Source organism: Ruoffia halotolerans (assembly GCF_014049385.1).
GTDB classification, from domain to species: Bacteria; Bacillota; Bacilli; order Lactobacillales; family Aerococcaceae; genus Ruoffia; species Ruoffia halotolerans.
Window position 1 is genome coordinate 63,357 of record NZ_JACAOA010000002.1, and the last position, 15,552, is coordinate 78,908.

The 15,552-nt window shown below is 37.1% G+C and carries 12 protein-coding genes and 1 pseudogene; 5 read left to right on the plus strand and 8 right to left on the minus strand.

The window, feature by feature from the left end; translation table 11 throughout:
* Window positions 1-515 precede the first annotated feature (515 nt).
* The 4 genes and pseudogenes from HW423_RS01090 to HW423_RS01105 all read right to left on the minus strand — a co-directional run bounded on the left by HW423_RS01090 (window position 516) and on the right by HW423_RS01105 (window position 2,976).
* Window positions 516-842, minus strand: coding sequence for a class I SAM-dependent methyltransferase (locus HW423_RS01090; protein ID WP_218930110.1), 327 nt, complete (start codon window positions 840-842; stop codon window positions 516-518).
* A gap of 85 nt (window positions 843-927) precedes the next feature.
* Window positions 928-1,266, minus strand: a pseudogene (locus HW423_RS01095) (Rrf2 family transcriptional regulator); the annotation flags it as partial.
* Window positions 1,267-1,577: 311 nt separating this feature from the next.
* Entirely contained in the window at window positions 1,578-2,027 is a 450-nt protein-coding gene (locus HW423_RS01100) for a MaoC family dehydratase (protein ID WP_218930111.1), read from the minus strand.
* Between the two features lie 25 nt (window positions 2,028-2,052).
* Entirely contained in the window at window positions 2,053-2,976 is a 924-nt protein-coding gene (locus tag HW423_RS01105; RefSeq protein ID WP_218930112.1) for a LysR family transcriptional regulator, read from the minus strand.
* Between the two features lie 252 nt (window positions 2,977-3,228).
* On the opposite strand from HW423_RS01105, the gene fadE reads away from it, so the two are divergent.
* Genes fadE through HW423_RS01130 form a run of 5 tightly spaced genes read left to right on the plus strand, consistent with a single transcriptional unit; the run spans window position 3,229 to window position 10,098 of the window.
* Complete coding sequence (fadE, locus tag HW423_RS01110; protein ID WP_218930113.1) at window positions 3,229-4,440, plus strand: acyl-CoA dehydrogenase FadE; 1,212 nt, start codon at window positions 3,229-3,231, stop codon at window positions 4,438-4,440.
* Window positions 4,441-4,470: 30 nt separating this feature from the next.
* The gene (locus tag HW423_RS01115) at window positions 4,471-5,790 is read left to right on the plus strand and encodes an acetyl-CoA hydrolase/transferase family protein (protein WP_218930114.1); all 1,320 of its coding nucleotides are present in this window, start codon (window positions 4,471-4,473) and stop codon (window positions 5,788-5,790) included.
* Between the two features lie 17 nt (window positions 5,791-5,807).
* Window positions 5,808-8,072, plus strand: coding sequence for a 3-hydroxyacyl-CoA dehydrogenase/crotonase FadB (fadB, locus tag HW423_RS01120; RefSeq protein WP_218930115.1), 2,265 nt, complete (start codon window positions 5,808-5,810; stop codon window positions 8,070-8,072).
* A gap of 16 nt (window positions 8,073-8,088) precedes the next feature.
* Complete coding sequence (locus tag HW423_RS01125) at window positions 8,089-9,282, plus strand: thiolase family protein (RefSeq protein ID WP_218930116.1); 1,194 nt, start codon at window positions 8,089-8,091, stop codon at window positions 9,280-9,282.
* A 24-nt stretch (window positions 9,283-9,306) separates the two neighbouring features.
* The gene (locus tag HW423_RS01130) at window positions 9,307-10,098 is read left to right on the plus strand and encodes an enoyl-CoA hydratase/isomerase family protein (RefSeq protein WP_218930117.1); all 792 of its coding nucleotides are present in this window, start codon (window positions 9,307-9,309) and stop codon (window positions 10,096-10,098) included.
* Window positions 10,099-10,286: 188 nt separating this feature from the next.
* On the opposite strand, the gene HW423_RS01135 is transcribed toward HW423_RS01130, so the two are convergent.
* The 4 genes from HW423_RS01135 to HW423_RS01150 form a co-directional block, all read right to left on the minus strand.
* Window positions 10,287-11,609, minus strand: coding sequence for an amidohydrolase (locus tag HW423_RS01135; protein ID WP_218930118.1), 1,323 nt, complete (start codon window positions 11,607-11,609; stop codon window positions 10,287-10,289).
* Window positions 11,610-11,611: 2 nt separating this feature from the next.
* Window positions 11,612-13,315, minus strand: coding sequence for an adenine deaminase C-terminal domain-containing protein (locus HW423_RS01140; protein ID WP_235956196.1), 1,704 nt, complete (start codon window positions 13,313-13,315; stop codon window positions 11,612-11,614).
* An 88-nt stretch (window positions 13,316-13,403) separates the two neighbouring features.
* The gene (locus tag HW423_RS01145) at window positions 13,404-14,471 is read right to left on the minus strand and encodes an ABC transporter substrate-binding protein (protein ID WP_218930119.1); all 1,068 of its coding nucleotides are present in this window, start codon (window positions 14,469-14,471) and stop codon (window positions 13,404-13,406) included.
* A 25-nt stretch (window positions 14,472-14,496) separates the two neighbouring features.
* Window positions 14,497-15,537, minus strand: a complete 1,041-nt coding sequence (locus HW423_RS01150) for an ABC transporter ATP-binding protein (protein ID WP_218930120.1) — start codon at window positions 15,535-15,537, stop codon at window positions 14,497-14,499.
* Window positions 15,538-15,552 lie beyond the last annotated feature (15 nt).

The window sequence follows — 15,552 nt, forward strand, 5'->3', positions numbered from 1 at the left end:
CAAAATACACGCGTAAGCAAGTGTTCGCTGTGTCCTACCTCTTTAATTTCAGTTTATGTTAGAATGAAAATAAAGAGGTGAGACAAATTAAAAATCTAAATTCAATTACAAGAGGTTTCAGTGCTGTTATCATCATTGGAGCATTTATTGCTCAAATGAATGACCTCATATCAAGGCATATCTTCACTTCGCTACTACTTTTAGCTGTTTCAATCCCACAGCTGTATACTGCCTGGGAAATTTATTATAAAAATGACAAAAAATGGAACCTCACATCAATTGCGATGACCATTCTAGGAGTTTTCTGTATTATATCAGCAATAAGTATCTATATTATAGGATAAATAGTCTTGCGGTTCATCGTGACTCAGCGCGATGGACCGCAAATTCGTTTCCGTAGCGTCGTACTGGCTCACGACGCACTGCAAATCAAAATGCGTAGCGTCGCGCCACCCCACGACGCCCCGCAAACAAAAAACCACTTCAAATCCGAAATTTGAAGTGGTTTTTCTCTATTATTTTGTCGCGCGCAATAAAAAACGCGAACTATTCTGATCTTCAAAGAATAGATCTGCTTCTACATTCGAAAAACCCGCTCCTTGAACTTCTTCAGCCAACTGATTCATGTCAAAGCCGTGTCCATGACCTTGTTTACCCTTTTTAATTAATAATAATTGGCCGTCTTCATTCAACTGTTCAATTAGTGACGCTAACAATGCTTGGTAATTAGGAATGTGGTGCAAGAGAAGTGACATAATAATCGTATCGACTTTTTCAGGGAGTTGAATATCTTTTTCAAAATCTATCAAGCGGACAGAGGCAATGTGTGCGGATGTCTTCAATCGCGAGTGAAGACATCTTCATATTATTAGGTGAGTCGTAGTGCGAGACCAGTTGGTTAATAATTAATCCAACATTAGCCTAATGCTAATGTCTTGCGTGCGCTTCTTTTAAAATGTCTCCGATTGCCTTCTGCGCCAAAACTACCTGCATCTTAACTTCAGCCTCAGAAATTGCATTTTCGATTAAACATTCATGATGATGCGTACTTTCATGAGTCATCGTACAATTTAACATAGCTTCTTGTCGCTCGACCGCTTGAATAATATCTAAAAATGTACATGAATCAGGCGAACCAAGTAATTGGTAGCCACCGTTAACCCCAGGCGTTGATGTAATGAGCCCAGCTTTAGATAACTTTGTCAAAAACTTAGATAAATAGCTCGGCGACAGATGTTGGCGACTAGCCAAATCTTCAACCCGAACCGCTTCACGATCCGATTACATAGCTAAATGAACCATCGAATGCAGGGCGTAATTCGTTGCTTTTGAATATTTCATAACATGGCCTCCTTAATTAAAGACTCAATTTGTCTGGAATTGAACAGAAAGGAACTCAAACACAAAAGCAAGAAAAAAATAACAGGAACTATAAAAATAGTCCCTGCAAAATTATAAATCCTCACTAAACTCAAGTGTAAACTTAACTTGTAATCAGTTAGGAATAGCTTATCATTATTGAAAGTGCGCCTTATATTTAATGCGTTATAAACTTGACAGAGTGTTATTAATTACACTTATGATTTACTTCTGAATGTTACCAATTTAGATGTGTTTATCATACAAACTTCGTTATTCTGATTGGTTACTGTTGATTCCAAAACAACAATACCTTGGTCGGGTTTGGATTGTGAATATGTAATATCTTTAATAACACTTGTTGTACTAAGAGTATCACCGGGATGTACTGGGTTTGGCCAAGATAATTCTACACCGGCACCAATCATTCCAGAAGCTAGTGGAATACTATCTACAAGTACACGCATTGTTGCAGCAGCTGTATGCCAGCCACTAGCACTTAATGTATTAAAAAATGTATCTTTCGCTAAATCTTCATCGATATGAAAATCTTGGGGATCGTATTGTTTAGCAAATGTGATAATATCATTCTTACTTAATGTAAACTCTTCACTTTTAAAAGTATCCCCAATGTTTAAATCTTCAAGATATAATGCTTTTTTTGTCATTTGATTTTCTCCTTTTTTAGAATTATTATTCAGAATCAGTATACGGTCTTGTATCTCTAATGAAGTTAAATAATATATCAGAGCTTTCAGTTTCGACTTCTTTTTTCAGTCGAGCTAATACCATATCATATTTTACTGGCTGTTCGAACTTTTTAACAATAATATGCTTATTAGTAATTATATTTGGTCTTGTTCCAGGTAATATTGTGATACCTTCTGTCAAATGAGCAGTATCCACCAAATGTTCCCAAACCGGTGAGGTGGTGAATATTCGATTCTCTAATCCTTCGAGGTTCAATTTTTTTTCTAATGTTTGATATGTGTTAAATTGTTCGGGTAAACTGATTATTGGATACCCTTTCAAATCATTCCATGAAATTAGATTTTTATCTTTATATGGATGGTTTTTTGTCATAAAGGCCATTAATTCATCAGAACCAATATAAACAGTGTCAGTTTTTTGTAATAAATCCTCGGAAGGATTTAAGATTAATGCGAAATCTAGTAACCCTTTTTTGAACATGTGATGTATTTCTGGCATGGGTTTATCAATAACTTTAACATGTATAGAAGGATGAGCAATTGCAAATTCAGTAAATACATTCATAAACAGCATTTTTAAATAGGATGCAGTTAAGCCAAAAGTGAGCTCTTCTACTTGATTTCCTGCGATAGTCTTTAAGTACTTCTTCATTTCTTTATATTGTTCTAAAATACCTTTTGAATAAGAATAAATAGCTTTTCCAAATTTCGTTAAACCAATAATCCGTTTATTTGAACTCCGTTCAAAAATTTTTACCTGATTATTATGTTCATAGTTAATCACAAATTGGCTAATAGCCGATTGAGTAACAAAGTTTTTTTCTGCGGCTTCTGTAATACTGAAATTATTTTCAATAATATCAACTAAATATTTCATTTGAATTAGATCAATATGCATTTCATCCATTTTAATCACTCCAGTCTTATTAATAACAATACTCGTAATATATTTAATTATCAACTATATTATCTTTTTTAATTACTAACAACTATTGGTTTTTTGGAATCAATTTAATAAATAGCTGTAGTAACAATAAATTGAAGATATATTATTTCAAGTAATGGTGACATTATTAATGCTAATTTGTAAGCGATATCAACATTAGGTAAGCTTATGTTAAAGCTTCAAGTAAGCGCTAAATTATAAGGGGGAGAAAAAATGGCTACAAAGCAAGAAAAATTACAAAAATTATTTCCTGAGGACTTGTTCTTACATAGTGACAATTTAAATGAAGGGGAAGTGGATGTGCTCGTTGAATTAGAAGCAGCGATGGAAAAACACATTAGACCACTTTTGACTGAATATACAGAAAAAGCGGAATTTCCAACTGAAGCCTTTAAAAAAGTTACTGATGAAGTACAGTTTTTTTCTGATGAAAGATTATTTTCTGACGATGATGAAGAACAGTATTTACCTTCTCAATATTATTTAATGTTTTTATACCAATTACTTGCAAGTATCGATACTAGTATTGCGACATTTGTCGGCGTGCACGCTGGTTTAGGTTATTATTCATTCCTTTTAGGTGGAAGTGAAGAACAGAAGAAAGAATGGTTACCCAAATTACAAAAATTTGAGTTGCAGACTTGTTTTGGATTAACCGAACCAGATCATGGTTCTGATATTGCTGGAGGATTAGAGACAACAGCAACGAAAAAAGGCGATAAATGGATTATTAACGGAGAAAAACGTTGGATTGGTGGAGCAGGAACAGCTGATCTATTACCAATTTATGCCCGAGATACTGAAGATGGAAAAATCAAATGCTTTATTATAGAAAAGGGTCAACCAGGTCTACGTGTCGATAAGATTGAAAACAAAATTGCTCTTCGTATGGTTCAAAATGGTCACATTTATCTTGAGAATGTTGAAGTGAGTGAAAAAAATCGTTTACCAAAAATAAATGGATTTAAAGATGTTGCTCAGATCTTATATGTTACAAGATCTATGGTTGCAGTCATTGCAACTGGATTAACAATTGGAGCATATCGTTCAGCTTTAGAATATACAACTAATCGTAAACAATTTGGTAAAAGTATTGCATCTTATCAATTAATTCAAGAAAAACTTTCAAGAATTATTAGCAATATTTCCTCTCAAATTTCATTAAATGCTAGTATTACTGATTTACAAAGCAAAGGAGAATTTGATGAAGTTCGTGCTTCGATTGGAAAATTACAAAATTCTTTATTAATGCGTCAATCAGTTTCTTATGCGCGAGAAATCTGTGGTGGAAACGGAATTGTGTTAGATTACAATACTGCAAGATTCTTCCAAGATGCAGAAGCCATCCACACTTACGAAGGTACTCATGAAGTCAATTCGTTAGTTATTGGACGATCTTTAACAGGTAAGAGTGCTTTTGTATAAAAACAACTAAATTTCAGAAAGAGGGATTTTATGTCAAATGTCAAAGAACTTTACAATCAACGATTAATTTCAATGGAAAAGGCTGCTGAAATTGTGCAATCTGGCGATAATATCGTAGCAAATCCAGTTGTCGGTTACCCAAGTGAATTGTCTGATGCAATTACTGACAGATACCAAGAATTAGAAGATGTATCCATCTATTCATTGTTCGCTTTGAAACCTTATCCTTTTCTAACTGACGAGAAAGTAGCAGAAAAGATTAATTATGAAACTATGTTTATGGGACCTTTTGAACGTAAACTATATGGCAATGGTTTGTTCCGTGTTAACTCAGTAAACTTTTCTGATTTGTCTAGTTACATAAAAAACACAGTAAAACCTGATATATTTATTGCACAAACCTCACCCATGGATGAAGATGGATTCATGAATCTTGGAATGCTAGGAGTAGCATATGGACGTGAAGCCATAGACGTGGCTGAAAAAGTTATTATTCAGGTCAATAAAGAAGTGCAACCTGTTAATAAAAATTTACCAAAAGAAATGGGATCAGATCATTTAATCCACATTAGTGAAGTAGATTATATTGTCGAAGCAGATGCTCCTGTATTAACCATACCTGCAGCACAACCAACAGAAATAGAAGAGCAGATTGCAAATCATATTGTTCCACTAATAAAAGAAAATTCTATTTTACAAGTAGGATATGGCGGGTTAACGAATGCAGTTAGTTACGGATTAATTGGAAAAGTAACTGGACTGGGTGCTCATACAGAAATGATTACTGAGTCGATCATGGAGTTACAAAAACAAGGCGTTATTACACGTGAAATTGTAGGAGGATTCTCACTAGGAACACAAGACTTATATGATTGGACAACAGCAACAGATTCTGTACACATTAAACCATTAAGTTTAGTAAATAAAGCTTCAGTTATTTCAGAGTATGATAACTTTGTATCAATTAATGCGACTTTAGCTGTAGATTTAACAGGACAAATTGCATCAGAAGCTATCGGAACTCGTCAAGTTAGTTCGACTGGGGGAGCAGGGGATTTTGTTCGTGGAGCCACACACTCTAAAGGTGGACAAAGTTTTGTATGTCTACCATCATCTTATGTTAATAAGAAAACTGGTGAACGAGAATCCAATATTAAATTCTCACTAAAATCTGCGACACCTGTGACTGTTCCGAGACAGGATATAATGAATATTGTTACAGAGTACGGGGTTGCAGATTTATGGTGTCAATCAATTCCAGAACGTGCAAAAAGATTAATAGAGATTGCTCATCCGGATTTCAGAGAAGAGTTAACTCAACAGGCAAGAGAAGCTGGGTATATTAATTAATAAATGGAGGATATAGAATGACTATAAGAAAAGCAACAATCTTGGGTGCAGGTAATATGGGAAGTCAAATTGCTTCCCTATTAGTAAATGCCGGACTACAAGTTAAAATGTTAGACATCGTCATTGACGATAATGAACCAAATAAATTATCAAGAGCTGCTTATGATCGCATCACAGATAAACGTAAGGGACAATTATTTTCAGATAAATTTGTTGGAAATCTATCCTATGGAAACTTTGAAACAGATTTAAAAGATGAGTCAGATTCAGACCTTTTTATTGAAGCAGTTTCAGAGGAACTAGAAATTAAACATGATTTATGGACTAAAGTTGGGAAAGTAGCGAAGGAAGATGCAATTTTAACATCGAATACATCTGGTATTCCTATACATGAAGTTGCTTCTGTTCTAAAACCGGAACAACAAGAACGTTTCTTGGGATTCCATTTCTTTAACCCTCCACGTCATATGAAATTGATTGAAATCATCCCTCATAGTGGAACGAAGGAAGATGTAGTTTCTGAACTAAGAGACTTTACGATTAATACTCTAGGTAAAGGTGTAGTGGTAGCAAACGATGTAAATGGATTCGTTGGAAACCGTGTAGGCGTATATTCTATGATGGATATTATAAATCGTGCGGAAAAAGAAGGAATATCAATTTCTGAAGTCGATGCTATCACAGGACCAGTTATTGGACGACCTAAGACTGCAACTTACAGATTAGCAGACTTAGTTGGTGTAGATATTGCTTATCACGTAGCTACAGGCATGAGAGAAGATCCGGCAGAGGAAGAGTACTTCGTAGTTCCTAAGTCTATTGAAAAGTTAATGGAATTAGGAAATTTAGGAAATAAAACAAAACAAGGATTTTATAAACGGGAAGGAAAAAAAGAATTTTTAACTTTTAATTCTGATACTGAGGATTATAGTGCAGCAAAAGAAGTTAATTTACCAATTTTAGATGAGTTAGGACGAAATCTATCTAAAAACTTCCAAACTATCTTTAATGCAGAAGATAAAACTGGAAAATTCTTATGGACCACACTTTCAAATCTTTTATATTATTCAGCAATAAATGTTCCAAAAGCAACAGATGACTACAAAAATATTGATCGAGCGTTAATTTGGGGGTTCGGTTGGAAAGTTGGACCATTCCAAATTTGGGATATGATTGGTTTTGAAGAGGTGAAAAATAAACTTCGAGAAGAACATGGAGAATTGCCAGAGTGGGTTGAGAAACGTACTAACAAATTTTATGACGAAAATGAATCATTAGTTCAAGTTAAATCACTAAATGATTATGTATCTGAAACAATTTGGGAGAAAGAAAAAATATCAGACTTACAAGCAACTTCAGATAATATATTAATTTATACTATGAGAACTCCAAATAATACAATCACTGCAGAATTTTCAGATGACTTGCAAAAAGCAGTAAATTACTTAGAAACTAGTGATTATCGTGCAATGGTTATTCAATCTGAAGGGAAAAATTTCTGTGTTGGCGCGAATTTAGCAGATATCGCTACTGAAATTAGAGAAGGTCGCGCAAAAGAATCAGTAAGTCAAATAGTCGACTCCTTACATCAAGCTGTATCAGCGGTTAAATATAGTAACAAACCAATTGTTACAGCAGTAAAAGGGCAAGCATTAGGAGGAGGAGCAGAATTGTTACTCCATTCTCCATATGTTGTGGCAGCCACTGAGACTTATATTGGTCTTGTAGAGGCAGGTGTTGGTCTCGTTCCATCAGGGGGCGGACTAAGTGAATTAGCAGAACGTATCTATGTACAAAATCTAGAGCGTGCTGATGAGATTCGACTATTGAAGAAAGCATTTATGGGAGTTGCAACAGCTAAAGTATCAAAAAATGCTTATGATGCTATAGCAATGGGTTACTTACGTGATACAGACATGATCGTTGCAAATGAAGACTTAGTTTTAGAAGCGGCGATTAAAAAAGCAGATTTAGAAGCATCGTACAATTATATTCCACAAGCACCAAAGAGATTTTCAGTAGAAGGTACAAACTTCTATGCAATTGCTTTAGCACAATTAGATGCAATGATTGTCGGGAATTTTGCTTCTGAATATGATGCTGAAATTGGTAAACACATTGCATCAATCTTATCTGGAGGCAGAGTGCCATTAAACACATTAGCTAACAAAGAATATTTAATGTCGCTTGAAAAAGAAGCATTTATTGAGCTTTGTAATAACCAGAAGACATTAGACCGTATGGAGCATATGCTTAAAACGAAGAAACCATTACGCAACTAAAAGGAGAGATAAAAATATGCAACAAGATGTTTACGTAGTAGCCTATGGACGTTCAGCAGTAGGTAAAGGGAGCCCAAAAGGGTCTCTTTACCATTCTCGTCCAGATGACATTGCTGCAGAAGTACTAAGAGGAACTCTTGACCGAGTTGGTGGCGATTTTAGTGAAGATTTAATTGAGGATCTGATTGTCGGTTGTGCATTTCCAGAAGGAATACAAGGTTTTAATATTGCTCGAACAATCGCTTTACGTGCAGGACTGCCATTATCAGTACCTGGATTAACAGTGAATCGTTGGTGTTCATCAGGACTTCAATCTATTTCTGAGGCAGCAAATGCAATTGCAAATGGACAAATGGAGATCGTAGCTGCCGGTGGAGTAGAATTAATGAGTACAACACCAATTGGTGGTTCAGAGGCAACGAGTAATTTATATCTAGAAGAAAATGGCGGAAGTACATCAATTCCGATGGGTGTAACGGCAGAAAACGTCGCAGAAGAATTTAAGATATCAGCTCAAGAACAGAATGAATTTGCTGTTGAAAGTCATATGCGTGCCAAAGCCGCTCAAGAAGCAGGACGATTCGATGATGAGATTATCCCAGTTCATGCGAATAAAGTATCGTATGATGATAGAGGATTCCCATCTGTAGAAGAATTTGTATTTGACACAGATGAAGGTATTCGTCCGAATTCTACAGTTGAGAAGTTAAACTCACTACCAACAATATTTAAAGCAGGTGGTTCGGTAACTGCTGGAAACGCATCTCAAGTATCAGATGGAGCGGGATTTGTTGTGTTAATGTCAGCTAAAAAAGTAGAGGAATTAGGAGTAAAACCAATTGCTAAATTTTTAGGATTCAAAGCGGTTGGTTTAGATCCAAGAATTATGGGAATGGGCCCTGCCTACGCAATCCCAGAAGTATTAGAATTAGTGGATTTAAATATTGAAGATATTGATTTAATTGAATTAAATGAGGCTTTCGCTTCGCAAGCTATTGCTTCGATTAAAGAGTTAGGGTTAAATACGGATATCGTTAATGTTAATGGTGGAGCAATAGCTTTAGGGCATCCATTAGGTGCGACTGGTGCGATTCTGACTGCACGTTTATTAAATGAGATGTCACGACGACCAGATTCAAAATATGGTATGGTTTCTATGTGTATAGGTAACGGTATGGGTGCTGCAGGTGTATTTGAGTTCTTACATTAGAATAAGTAAAGGAGAATATAAAATATGTTTGAAGCAATACTTTATGAAGTAAAGGATAATATAGCGTTTATTACATTTAACCGTCCAGAGCAAGGAAATGCATTCTCTGAAACTTCATTTAGAGAAATCCCTGAAGCTTTATCTAAAGCAAATGAAGATACATCCGTTAGGGCAATCGTTTTAACAGGTAAAGGGAAATTATTCTGTGGTGGTGGTGATGTGAATCAGTTTAAAGAAATCTTAGATGATCCAAATTCGGAAGGATTACCAAATCATCTTGTAGATGCAACAGGACAATTAAGTATTGCAATCAGAAATTGTCCGAAACCGATTATTTCATCAATTAATGGAGCTGCTGCTGGAGCAGGGCTAGGGGTGGCATTAGCCAGTGATTTTCGAATTATGGAAGAATCAAGTACATTAATTACATCATTTATCTTTATGGGATTCCCCGGGGATACGGCAACTTCCTATTATCTGCAAAAAATATTAGGTACAGCCAAAACGAATGAAATGATGATGTTATCACCGAAAGTGAAAGGTAAAGAAGCAAAAGAGTTAGGTTTATCAACACTTACAGTTGAGGATGGAACTTTAGAAGAGGCAACAAAACAATTCGCTCAAAAAGTAGCTTCGTTACCTACAAAAGCATTAGCTCAGCATAAAAAAATTCTAAATGAGTTTTTCTATAAAGATTTATCAGAATTTACTTCTCTCGAAACGAAAAATATGGTTGAGGCAAGTAAAACAGATGACCATGCCGAGGCCGTAGTAGCTTTTCTTGAAAAACGTCAAGCTAATTTTACTGGAAGATAATCAAAAAAACTTTAAAATATACTTCGCTGTCAGAAGAAAACTCCTTTAATATTTTATGAATTAGATCACAAAATCGGTCTATTGTATTATCAAATTAAACTAATGAAATAGCACCACTCATTATTTCTATATTAAGCGTCTTAAAAATGCTAAAAATAGAAATTATGAAGTAGTGCTATTTTTTATTATTATAAATCCTCACTAAACTCCAGTGCTTTTTCGGTGAAATAAGTCATTTCCTTAGCTAAATTCCCGCGCAAATCAGAAACCGAAGCCAGGAGCAGTTTCTTATCTTCCACAACTAACTTCCCATCAACAAAGACATGGCTCACATTCGATGCATTCGCAGAGTAAACCAAAGCACTATAAACATCGAAGATTGGGAACATATTCACCGAATCAGTTTCAACTAAGACAATATCTGCCTTTTTCCCAACTTCAATCGACCCGATTGAATCTGACATCCCGATTGCTTCAGCCCCACCTAGAGTCGCTAAGCGAACAATCTCTCGTGCAGGGAAGGCAGCGCGGTTTCCAGTATGCGTCTTATGAAAATTCGCCACCATACGCATTTGTGTGAATAAATCGAGCGTGTTGCCACTACTAGGACCATCCGTTCCCAAACCGACAGCTAAACCCGCCTCCAACATTGAAGAAAGTGGTGCCACACCTTTAGCTGATTTCGTATTCGCACCAATACAATGAGCGACTGAAACTTGTTTTTCTTTCATTAAGGCGATATCCGAATCAGTCACGAATATACAATGAGCAGCCAAGGTTTTCTCATCCAATACGCCAAGCTGACTTAAATATTCAACGGGTGTTTGACCATACTCTTCATAGTATTTATCCATCTCAAAGGTCATTTCACTCAAATGAATTGAGAAAGGAATATTATATTTGCGAGCCAATTCACTCGCCGCAAGGAGAGATTCATCCGTATTTGTGTAAGGCGCGTGGGGCGCAACCGCCGGCGTAATGCGGTCATGATTTAACCAACGCGGAATAAAGGCTTCACTATATTCCAACCCACCGAATTCAACTTCACTGTCTGGACTTTTATCAATGATAGACTCGCCCAAAATCGCGCGAGCATGCATTTCATCCGTTGCTACTGCAATCTTTTCTTCAAAATAATACATATCAAAAAAAGTTGTCACGCCAGCAAGTTGCATTTCTGCAATGGCATATTTAGCACTGTGGTAGGCTAATTCCTTCGTCATGCATTCATGCTCTAAAGGAAATAAGAAGCGCGTTAACCGGTCGGGTGTGTCGTCTCCAAGCGATCTAAAAGGAATCATGCCTACATGCGTGTGCGTATTCACCATACCTGGCATGGCTATGGCACCATTTCCGTCAATCACTGTATCGAAATCCGCCTCAGAAGGAGCTTGACTAGTGTCGCCAAAGCCCACAATTTGCGTACCGGCAATCGTTAAAAAGGCGTCTTCGAATTGTGTAAATTGTGCGTCCATGGTAATTAAATGAATGTTTTTGATTAATGTTTTCATCCTTAATCCTCCATTAATGGAATCAGTTGATGTGTATGTACATCCATCATACCAAAGTCTGTGATTTTAATTTGAGGCGACACTGGAAGGGATAGCGTAGAAAAAGACATAATTTCATTTGTATTGTCGTACCCTAAATTAACCATGGCTTGACGGACCGCTTTTAAATCGCGACCAATCTCAGGTAGGGCTTTATCACTTAAGATCCCGCCAATCGGCAGGGGACAAGTTGCGACAACTTCTCCGTCTTGCGAAACAACATAAGCCCCGTTCAGACTTAAAACTTCGCGTTGAGCCTGTAAAATATCTTCACTCGACGTTCCCATGACCATTAAATTATGATGATCATGTGCCCAAGTCGTTGCGACAGCACCTTTGTCACTCAATGCGCCTTCTACGAGCCCATAACCAACTTGCCTATTTTTCCCATATCGTTCTTGAACAATAATTAACGACAAGCCGCTAGCTTCCCAATCCAAATAGCCATTCTTCACTTTAACCGGTCGCTTCACATGTTCGGTAAAGGTCCCGACAGATTGAATTTGAATCACATTACACATCACTTCGGATACATCACGACTCACTGGAATCCGCAAATCATCGAGGGTGAGTTCAGCACAGTTAACCGACGAATAGAAGTGGCTTGGAAAGTCTAAAGCCTCTTGATCAAAAGCCAAGGCATCACCGGATCGATGAACTAAACGGCCATCTTTATAGACGCAATCAATAGCGAAAGATTCTAAATCATTCAACAGAATAAAGTCCGCTTTTAACCCACTCGCAATGGCACCACGGTCTTGAAAGCCCATTCGGCGCGCCGGTGTGTATGTACTCATATAAATGGCATCGACCGGGTCTAAGCCTTCCTGAATACCAAGACGCAAGTTGGCGTTCAAATGACCCTCTATTAAGTTATCAGGCATAATATCATCAGTAATTAAAGCGACATGTTCAAAGAGCTGATGTTCATTAATTACCGCAATATTCTCTTTTGTTAGTGATTTCTTTTGTAACTCTATAAAAATCCCACTCCCAATCTTTTCTAGAATCGATTCAGGGGATTGGTGGGTATGGTCAGCGTTTAAACCGGCATACATAAACTTAGCTAAGTCCTCACCCTCAACGCGGGGAATGTGGCCTTCGAGAGGCATGAAAGGTTTGTTTGTCTGTACTGTTTGTAGAATATTTCGGATCAGTGAATCCGGCTCTGAAGTGATGCCTTTAAAGTTCATGGCTTCGCCTAAAGCAATTACTTTCGGATGTTCCAATAACTCCGTCACTTCAGCGGTACCAATGATTCCACCAGTTGTTTCGCGTTCGGGAACCGTCGACGGAACCGATGAAGGAATTGCGTAGAAGATATCCATCACCGTGTCTTGTGCCATAAACGCATAGATCCCTTCAATGCCAAAGACGTTCGCAATCTCATGAGAGTCCGCAACCACAGTTGTCACTCCATGAAACAGGGCAGCTCCAGAGAAGGTTGATGGGGGAATCATCGAGCTTTCAATATGCATATGAATATCAATCAAGCCTGGAATAATAAATTTATCCGAAGCATCCACAATCTCTTTCGGATTTAAATAACGCAAATTAGTCTCTTTAATATAGTAGAAACGGTCGTTAATAATCGCGATATTTTTTCTTTCAAAGCATTTTAAGAAGGCATTAAATACTTGCCCATTTTCAATGAGTAAATCAATCAATTTATTCAATCCTTTCAAGAACAATGAGAAAAAGATGAAACTTCAGGTGACTCCCCGAAATTTCATCTTTTCAAAAGTGAGCTAAAGACTATTGGTTCATCAATTCATTCCAAGTGTTAATCCACTCGTCTAAGTTCTCGTTAACAAAAGTAAAGTCAATGGCTTTGGCGCGTTGAGCAACATCACCGTAAGTTTTATTAGCAGCTGTTTCTTCGTCTAATTCAACGTCCGCATTTGTTGGGGCTTCATTTAATGAGCTTGCTGTTTGTGTTTGTAATTCTTCACTGAGTTTCCAGTTAATGAAAGCATAAGCCGCTTCTTTATTTTCTGAAGAAGCAACGACGTTTAAAGTATTGAAGTTTGCGTAAGTTCCAGATTCAGGGACAATGAATTGCACATCTGGGTTTGCTTCAGAAATAATTGGGTAAGCAAAGTCACCGACAACGGCTGCAACAATTTCACCTGATTGGAAAAGGTTCGCTAAGTCAGATGATTTTGTATAAGTTTTTGTAATGTTTGGTTTTAAGTCAGTTAAAGCTTGGAAAGCTGCGTCACCGTTATCAGTTGTAATATCAACACCTGCGTGAGCACTTGCAACATGTAACATCGCTGGACCAAATGTTGTTGTAATATCTGGAATCGAAATCTTACCTTCTAAAGCAGGATCCCATAAATCAGACCACTCATCGATAGTCATGCCAGCCGCTTCTTCATTGTAGATAATTCCAATACTATTCATTGTATAAGGCGCTCCAGCTGTATCCACAGCATCTTGGGCACCGTCTACTAATAAAGCTAGATTCGGTACTTTTTCTTCGTCTAAAGGCTCGAACATTCCTTCAGCAACACCAGAAGCTGCGTTGTTTTGAGAGAGTTCAATGACATCAATCGTTGAGTGTGGGTTGTTTTGTAATTTTGTAAATCGTTCGCTTGAATTCCCAACTTCGTGCGTAATGTTAATACCTTCTGCTTCAGTAAATGGAGCAAAGACGTCAGATTGAATCACATCTTCTGAAATCGCAAAGGTTGAGACAATTAATTCACCGTTATCTTGAGCAGACACTGTGTCTGAAGTAGAAGCCGTGTCTGAATTACCACAAGCCGCAAGGACCATAACTGATGTTAAAGCTAATACAGATGTTTTAATAATTTTCATTATATATTCTCCTTTAAGAATGTTTTTAAACTAAAATTAATTTTTCTGGTGTTAGATAAAGAGTAACTTGATCGCCACTTTGATACAGAGTTTGTGAGTCATCATTGACAATTAACTTACCAACCGGAGTCTCCACTTCGTATTGGTAACTTTTACCTAAGAATGTCCGAACTAAGATCTTACCAACAATTGTATTCTCTTCTGAAATTACTTGGGCAATGATTTGAATATCATCTGGGCGAATCGTCGCCTTCACTTCTGCACGGTCTAAGTCCGCTTGAGTTGTATGAATCGCTGTCCCATTATCAGTAATGTAAGCGCCACTTGCTTGTTTCGTTAGATTAATAAAATTCTCAAAGCCAATAAAACGAGCAACAAATTCAGTTTTAGGGTGATTATAAATTTCTTCTGGTGTTGCATATTGTTCAATGACACCTTGATTCATCACGGCAACTTTATCTGAGATTGAGAAACACTCTTCTTGATCATGGGTTACAAAGACAGTTGTAATACCTAATTGTCTTTGAATTCGTTTGATTTCCATACGCATAGAGACACGTAATTTAGCGTCTAAGTTACTTAAAGGCTCATCTAGTAATAATAACTTCGGCTCAATAACTAAAGCGCGAGCTAAGGCAACCCGTTGTCTTTGCCCACCAGATAACTGTTTAGGATAACGGTCAGCAAAGTCAGCTAAGCCAGTCACTTCAAGCATGGCAGTGACTTTTTCTTTAATCGTCTGTTTGTCTACTTTTTGCATTTTTAAACCGAAGGCCACATTTTCAAAAATCGTTAAATGCGGGAACAGGGCGTAAGACTGGAAGACCATTCCGAATTGGCGTTTATGTACGGGTGTAGCAGTCAAATCTTCGTTATCCACTGTAAACTGCCCATCATTAGGATTAATTAATCCAGCAATGACCCGCAAAGTTGTTGTCTTTCCACAACCCGATGGACCGAGCAGTGACACAAGTTCTCCGTTTTCGATGGAGAGGTTTAAATCTTTTAATATATCTGTCTTCCCGTCATAACTGACGCGAATGTCATTCAAATTAACAAAAGCCATTGTATTGGCGTCCTC

Coding starts and splice junctions, on each gene's coding strand:
- HW423_RS01100 (WP_218930111.1), bottom strand. CDS start 2,027: ATGACAAAAAAAGCATTATATCTTGAAGATTTAAACATTGGGGATACT.
- HW423_RS01105 (WP_218930112.1), bottom strand. CDS start 2,976: ATGGATGAAATGCATATTGATCTAATTCAAATGAAATATTTAGTTGAT.
- fadE (WP_218930113.1), top strand. CDS start 3,229: ATGGCTACAAAGCAAGAAAAATTACAAAAATTATTTCCTGAGGACTTG.
- HW423_RS01115 (WP_218930114.1), top strand. CDS start 4,471: ATGTCAAATGTCAAAGAACTTTACAATCAACGATTAATTTCAATGGAA.
- fadB (WP_218930115.1), top strand. CDS start 5,808: ATGACTATAAGAAAAGCAACAATCTTGGGTGCAGGTAATATGGGAAGT.
- HW423_RS01125 (WP_218930116.1), top strand. CDS start 8,089: ATGCAACAAGATGTTTACGTAGTAGCCTATGGACGTTCAGCAGTAGGT.
- HW423_RS01130 (WP_218930117.1), top strand. CDS start 9,307: ATGTTTGAAGCAATACTTTATGAAGTAAAGGATAATATAGCGTTTATT.
- HW423_RS01135 (WP_218930118.1), bottom strand. CDS start 11,609: ATGAAAACATTAATCAAAAACATTCATTTAATTACCATGGACGCACAA.
- HW423_RS01145 (WP_218930119.1), bottom strand. CDS start 14,471: ATGAAAATTATTAAAACATCTGTATTAGCTTTAACATCAGTTATGGTC.
- HW423_RS01150 (WP_218930120.1), bottom strand. CDS start 15,537: ATGGCTTTTGTTAATTTGAATGACATTCGCGTCAGTTATGACGGGAAG.